The organism is Halalkalibacillus halophilus DSM 18494, assembly GCF_000423105.1.
In the GTDB taxonomy this organism is placed as follows: domain Bacteria; phylum Bacillota; class Bacilli; order Bacillales; family Alkalibacillaceae; genus Halalkalibacillus; species Halalkalibacillus halophilus.
This window is the reverse complement of the sequence record NZ_AUHI01000007.1, coordinates 149285-155976: the sequence shown is the minus strand read 5'-3', so window position 1 is coordinate 155976 and position 6692 is coordinate 149285. Positions and strand designations below refer to the sequence as shown.

Sequence of the window (6692 nt, the reverse complement as noted above, 5' to 3'; positions counted from 1 at the left end):
AACCTGTGACATAGTCCCGGGAATAGTAGCCATTGCGGTAATCTTGTCGGTCCATGTGTCGTTCATATTTCGTTGTTTGTACGTATTGATCTCGCTCCATCTCCATGTAAGCGTTCATCATAATGACGATATATGATTTCGATACGGCTCCGAGATTCGACTCCATCAGCTCTGCTTTCAATTCCTCGTAATCTACGTTAATATGAAGTTGGGTCATCATCAATTCCTCCTGTTATGTTTTTACGGTGAAAACATTGTAACATAAGGATTGATGAGACCCTTTTCTTTTTACACAATTATATGGACTTAATCGAAAAAAAGAAAGATTCGTGGATATCCAAGGATTTATACTGAGTTTCGTGGATAAATGATTGACTTTTCCGGATAAAAATAAATTCTCATGGATAAGGCACATGATTTATGGATATAGTGCAACATTTATGGATGTAAACCTGAAAGCACATAATAAAAATCCTACCCGGTAATATTAGCCGAGTAGGATTTTTTCGTTTATTTAGTCTGGAATACCAAGTGCAATTTTCGCATATCGTGACATGCGATCTTTTGTCCAAGGCGGATTCCATACAATATTTACTTCTACATCATCTACTTCAGGTAGTTCTGATAAAGCATCTTTTACATCTTGTTCAATAGTAGCGGCTAACGGGCAACCCATCGCAGTTAATGTCATAGTAACTGTTGCAACGCCTGCATCATCTAAATCTATGCCGTAAACTAAACCAAGGTTCACGATATCAATCCCTAGTTCCGGATCAATTACGTTCTCCATCGCACCCCAGAGATTTTCTTCTAATTCTTTATCCATTGATAGTTCCTCCTTCAAAGGTTCTCTCCCTTATTATAAACATGTTTTATAATAATTTTAAAGTATAAAAAGCTCTAAACATATGCAATCATCCAGTTACGTAACTGTAACATCGCATCCCTGCTAACTTTATGATCACGATTCGCTTCACGTACAAACGTAACTTGTTCCTTCGCTCCAGTTTCAGATAAGGATTGATATAGTTCTTCCGCATGAGCGTAAGGAACAACGGGATCACGGTCACCATGCCATATAAAGAGCGGACGGTCAGCTAATTTCTCTAATTGATTAGAAAAGTCGATCATCTTCAGTCCAGCCAATTGGGCATCAATATCCTGTTGAGAAAGGGGAATTTCAATCCCTTGCTCTTCCATTCCTTTTAGCAAATTCTTCGCCATGTCTTCCAGTTTAGCAGATCCCATCATAATTGCTGAAGCGTTAATCCAATCATATTGGGTTAGTGCAGCTGCGGTAGTAATGCCACCCATACTTGTACCTGCAACAGCTAAACGATTTTTCTCTAACAAAGCTGCTTCATTTAACCATTCGTACAGCTTTGGTAAGTCTTGTAAATTTTGATTTACGATTTTCCAGAAATCAAATTGTACTTGATTGTCAGAAACGTCTCCTCGTCTTTCTCCATGGTGAAGAGAGTCCGGTAAAACGACACGATACCCTTGTTCAGCTAATAAATAAGCGATCGAAAGATTTTGTTCTTTTGCACTAGTAAAACCATGAAAATATATCACCACTGGTAATGGAGCAGCTTGTTGTTCCTGGTCATGTATAACTAAAGCTGGTATATGTTCAATTATGTTTCTTTCAATAACAATTGACATTCATTTTGCCTCCTAAACACTTTATTACAATAATAAATTATCTTAAGCCAATTAGCAATTTACAAAATCCTAACAGTGTAGTCATGACAAAAAAATAAACTGGTGGTATAATTGTATAATATGATTTTTTTTAAAACAATAAATAATGCAAACATATACTATACAAATGAGACGTTAACAATGAGGTGAAAAGATGGAGAAACATTTAATTGCATTAGATTTAGACGGAACATTACTAAACGATGAGAAAATCGTATCAGAACGAACGCTTGAAACGATAAAAGCAGCAAGGGAAGCTGGTCATGTTGTTGCAATTGCAACTGGTAGACCATTTCGTGTTAGTAAACAATTTTATTATCAAATGGATTTGGATACACCAATCGTAAATATGAATGGTGCTTTGATCCATCACCCTCGTATCGGTGATTGGGATCATATGCATACTCCTTTACCACGTGATGTGGCACACGATATATTTGATACTTGTTATGATGTGGGAGTTCAAAATATTTTAGCAGAGATTATGGATGAAGTTTATATAGAATATGAAAACAATCATGCTATTACAGATTTCTTTAAAGTAGGACTAAATGCTCCACCTGTGATCGGAAATTTAAAGCAAAAAGTTGAGAAGGATCCTTCTTCTGTTTTAATTCACCCTTATGATGACCGAGTGAATCAAATTAGAGAAGTATTAACAGAGCGACACGCTTCTATTATCGATCACCGGAAATGGGGCGCACCGTTTCACGTAATTGAAGTAATCCGTTCAGATCTTCATAAAGCAATTGGTGTGCGTAAGATTGCCGAAGAATACGGCATTCCCAAAAACAGAATAATCGCTTTTGGTGACGAAGATAATGACTTTGAGATGATTGATTATGCCGGTATAGGTGTTGCTATGGGGAATGGTATTGATGAACTCAAAACGATGGCTAATCAAATCACCCTCTCCAATTATGAAGATGGAGTTGCACAATTCTTAGAAGAATACCTAAATTTAAAAACACCTATATTAACTCCAAAAAATTAAATAAGAAACATTTACCATTATAGAACGCTTATAATGTAACAAACTAACCTTGAACGTGCTTTGCATGTTCAGGGTTTTTATTTTGCTTTTAAGGAGGAAACGATCGATGAATCATAAGCAAACGAAACGTGATGATCAGAAGTCGAACAAAAAATCTCCCGCTTTTCGCGATGCTGAGCGAAAAAAGAAAGAGCAAGAAAAATATTCTAAAGGAGGATTTTAAACATGGAAAATAAATTCCTAAATCAAGCAAAACAAGCTATGCAGAGTCTACCCGGAATGAACCAGCAAGATAAAGAAAAAGAATTAGAAACGATTCACCAATGTATTCAATCTGCATATGAGCAATGTTCTCCAGAAGAACAACAAGAGCTTCAACAACTAGAACAAGAATTATCTGACCATCGCTAAATTTCCCCTCAAAGTGACACAATTCAGATTGTGTCACTTTATTTGTTAAGAATTCGTAAATATTCATCATATTTTTCAAAATTATGTTGTATAAAATCAAGATGTTAATTATAATTAAATTGTTCAAAAATTTTCTAAATTATTAAGGGGGCAACAATTTTGAAGAAGTTACTTTTGTTAACTGCTGCAGCTTTATTAATCCTTGTTTTAGCAGCATGCGGCGACTCCGATAATGGAGATGCTGATGGTGGAGATGAAGAAAGTATCAACCCAGATGAGTTAGTAATGGGCTTTGTACCGTCACAAGACTCAGATGAAATTGCAGACACAGTAGAACCTTTAGCTGATCGTCTTGGAGAAATCCTTGAACGCGACGTAGAACCACGTACAATGACTAACTACAATGCACTCGTAGAAGCAATGGGCTCAGGTCAAGTACATATCGGATTCATTCCTGCATTCGGTTATGTCATTGCAAACGACGACTATGATGTCGAAGTAATACTTAAATCCGTACGTCACGGCTCAGACACTTACCGTGCACAATATGTGGTTCGTTCTGATTCTGGTATTGAATCTTTAGAAGACTTAGAAGGAGCAACATGGGCGTATGCTGATGCAACTTCTACTTCAGGTTTCTTATTCCCAGCCTCTCAATTAATGGACCGTTTCGAAATTGATTCTCAAAGTGATCTTACTAGTAACTGGTTCGGTGATACCGTTCAAGTTGGTGGGCACGACACAGCTGCGATTGCTGTCTATGATGGGGATGCAGATGTTGCAACAACTTTTGAAGATGTTCGTGAAAACCTAGAAGAAGATTATCCAGACATCTTTGATGAGTTAGATGTAATTGACTATACTGATGACATTCCAAACGATACGATTTCTGTCATTGATGAATTAGATGACGAACTAGTTGATGAAATTCGTGAAGCATTCTTATCCTTTAACGAAGATGAAGAAATGATTCAAGTTATGAATGATGTTTACACATGGGATGAAATTACAGAAGCTGAGCATTCTGAATATGAGATTGTTGCTGAAACATACGAACGATTTAGCGACAGCGTTTCATTAGACTAATTTTAATTATTACAACTAAATAGTTAGGTATCAAAAGGGAGGAGTGTTCCTCCCTTTTGTCCTATCTATATGTACTTACATATTTTAGGCATGGGGTGGATAGTGTGATTGAATTTAAAGATTTGTCCTTGGTATATCCGAATGGGCATCAAGGTCTTAAGGATGTCAATATTCAAATCAAGGATGGGGAATTTGTAGTTATTGTAGGTTTATCTGGAGCTGGTAAATCGACCTTCATTAGAAGTATTAATCGACTCGTTACACCGACTGAAGGAGAACTTCATGTCGACGAAGAAAATATAATGAGCTTTAAAGGTCGCGGACTCCGTAAACTCCGCACAAAAGTTGGAATGATCTTTCAAAGTTATAATTTGGTTAAAAGAAATAGTGTTTATAAAAATGTGTTAGCTGGTCGATTAGGACATACAGGTACATTTCGTTCTGTATTCAACCTATTCAGCAAAGATGATAAAGCACTTGCATATGAAAGTCTAAATCGTGTAAACATTGGTGAAAAAATATATAGTCGTGCGGATGAATTAAGTGGAGGACAACAGCAACGTGTTAGTATAGCTCGAGTTCTTACCCAGAAACCAAAGTACATTTTAGCTGATGAGCCAGTCGCATCATTAGACCCTCCTACTTCTCATCAAGTAATGAAATACCTCAAGAAAATTAATCAAGAGGACGGTATAACAACGATTGTAAACTTACACTTCATTGATATGGCGATGGAATATGCTGATCGAATTATTGGTATGAGAGCTGGTGAAGTCGTTTTTGATGGTCCAGTCTCTGAAGTAACAGAAGAAACTTTTGAAGAAATTTATGGTCGATCCATCCGTGAAGATGATATACGCGGAGGTGTTGAAGACGATGACGAATCGAATGAATAAACCTTCTTTGCAAGACGATTCCTACACCCCAATGCTTTCTCCTTGGCGTGTTAAAGCTAAAATATCGATGATTTTTGTAATCATCATTGGGTTCTTGTTATTTAGTTCCAATCGAACGGGTGTTGATTTACAAACTTTATTTAATGGAATCGGAAACATGAATCAAATTTTTGAAAAAATGTTCCCGTTAAATTTTGATATATTAGGTCCTGCATTTAATCGCTTATTTGAAACGATTCATATGGCATTAATTGCCTCAACATTTTCAACATTAATTGTAATCCCCGTTAGTTTACTAGCTGCAAGTAATATCACAACCAACTGGTTTGTATACAATACCACGCGTTTCATCATGAACGTATTAAGAACAATTCCAGACGTTGTCCTAGCAGTTATTTTTGTAGGACTGTTCGGTATTGGTGTTTTTGGTGGTATTGTTGCATTGTTCGTGTTCTCGTTAGGAATATTAGCTAAATTAATAAGCGAAACAGTTGAATCAGCAGATATGCAACCAGTAGAAGCGATGCGTGCAAGTGGTGCGAATACGATTCAGGCAATTGCATATGGCGTAGTGCCGCAAGTATTGCCACAATTCACTTCTTTCTCGCTTTATGTTTTTGAAATTAATATCAGAGCATCCGTTGTCATTGGTTTAGTTGGTGCTGGTGGTATTGGTTCTTTACTTATGAGTCAATTTAGTTTTAATAATTATGGTGCCGTTATGACTATCATTCTAGTAATCTTCTTCGTAGTTATCCTAATCGAGTGGATTAGCGGCAAGATTAGGGAGGCGATTTTATAATGAGTCAGCAATTACCTCCGAAACGTAAACGTTCTATGAAATCAAAGATAAAAATTGTTTTTATTATTTTAGCTGTACTACTTTTATATATTTGGACTTTCGCATCCATTAGTATTGATTTTACACGAGTAGTTGAAAGGTTCTCTTCAAACTATGGACGAGTAGTACCTCAGCTGTTTAGTCCGAATTGGGACCGCGCTGGAGAAGTAATTGAAATGATGATTGAAACTATATTCATCGCATACGTTGGTTCACTAGCAGCAGCAATTATTGCTGTACCACTTGGTTTTATCGCTGCATTTAACATGTCTGGTAGTAAGATCATTGCTACTTTTGGTAAATGGGTACTAAGTGGCGTTCGTGCATTCCCGGAAATAATTTTAGCGATTCTTTTCGTAGTAGCAGTTGGGCCTACTCCTTTTGCAGGAATCTTAGCAATCGCAATCGGTTCTACCGGAATGCTAGGTAAGTTGTATGCGGAAGTACTTGAATCGATTGACATGAATGTCGTAGAAGCTATGGAAGCAAATGGTGCGAACAAAATTCAAATTATGTTCCACGGGATTATTCCACAAGTTATTCCTGAGTTTTTATCCTACGCAATCTACAGATTTGAAATCGACGTACGTGCCTCTACAATTTTAGGTTATGTTGGTGCTGGTGGAATTGGTACAATGATTTTCTTCGCTCAAAGTAATCGTAACTGGAGCGATATGGGAATGATTCTATTTGTAATTATTGTAGTCGTAACAATCATTGACTACGCAAGCACGTATATTAGGCGAAAAATTGTATAAGC

9 protein-coding genes are annotated in these 6692 nt (G+C 36.8%); 6 read left to right on the top strand and 3 right to left on the bottom strand.

All coding sequences use genetic code 11. The features are described from left to right. From G532_RS0105660 to yjfP, 3 genes are all read right to left on the bottom strand, one after another. Positions 1-217 (bottom strand): transposase (locus G532_RS0105660; protein WP_027963924.1); only part of this gene is annotated, 217 nt, incomplete at its 3' end. 297 nt (positions 218-514) lie between these two features. Continuing rightward, positions 515-826: a metal-sulfur cluster assembly factor gene (locus tag G532_RS0105655; protein ID WP_027963923.1), complete on the bottom strand. Its 312-nt coding sequence runs from the start codon at positions 824-826 to the stop codon at positions 515-517. Positions 827-900: 74 nt separating this feature from the next. Beyond that, positions 901-1665 carry an esterase gene (gene yjfP, locus G532_RS0105650; protein ID WP_035512603.1) on the bottom strand — a complete coding sequence of 255 codons (765 nt, stop codon included), beginning with the start codon at positions 1663-1665 and terminating at the stop codon, positions 901-903. Positions 1666-1858: 193 nt separating this feature from the next. Between yjfP and G532_RS0105645 the strand changes: the two genes are divergently transcribed. The 6 genes from G532_RS0105645 to phnE (G532_RS0105615) all read left to right on the top strand — a co-directional run bounded on the left by G532_RS0105645 (position 1859) and on the right by phnE (G532_RS0105615) (position 6690). Then, on the top strand, positions 1859-2698 hold the full coding sequence (locus G532_RS0105645; RefSeq protein ID WP_027963921.1) for a Cof-type HAD-IIB family hydrolase: 840 nt from the start codon (positions 1859-1861) through the stop codon (positions 2696-2698). A 225-nt stretch (positions 2699-2923) separates the two neighbouring features. After that, entirely contained in the window at positions 2924-3109 is a 186-nt protein-coding gene (locus G532_RS0105635) for a DUF3813 family protein (RefSeq protein WP_027963920.1), read from the top strand. Between the two features lie 159 nt (positions 3110-3268). Continuing rightward, the gene (locus G532_RS0105630) at positions 3269-4195 is read left to right on the top strand and encodes a phosphate/phosphite/phosphonate ABC transporter substrate-binding protein (RefSeq protein WP_027963919.1); all 927 of its coding nucleotides are present in this window, start codon (positions 3269-3271) and stop codon (positions 4193-4195) included. A gap of 104 nt (positions 4196-4299) precedes the next feature. Next, on the top strand, positions 4300-5091 hold the full coding sequence (gene phnC / locus G532_RS0105625; RefSeq protein ID WP_027963918.1) for a phosphonate ABC transporter ATP-binding protein: 792 nt from the start codon (positions 4300-4302) through the stop codon (positions 5089-5091). After that, positions 5072-5893, top strand: coding sequence for a phosphonate ABC transporter, permease protein PhnE (gene phnE / locus G532_RS0105620; RefSeq protein WP_027963917.1), 822 nt, complete (start codon positions 5072-5074; stop codon positions 5891-5893). The genes phnC and phnE (G532_RS0105620) overlap by 20 nt, the downstream gene beginning before the upstream one ends. Continuing rightward, positions 5893-6690 (top strand): phosphonate ABC transporter, permease protein PhnE, encoded by a 798-nt coding sequence (phnE, locus tag G532_RS0105615; RefSeq protein ID WP_027963916.1) that lies wholly within the window; start codon positions 5893-5895, stop codon positions 6688-6690. The genes phnE (G532_RS0105620) and phnE (G532_RS0105615) overlap by 1 nt, the downstream gene beginning before the upstream one ends. Positions 6691-6692 lie beyond the last annotated feature (2 nt).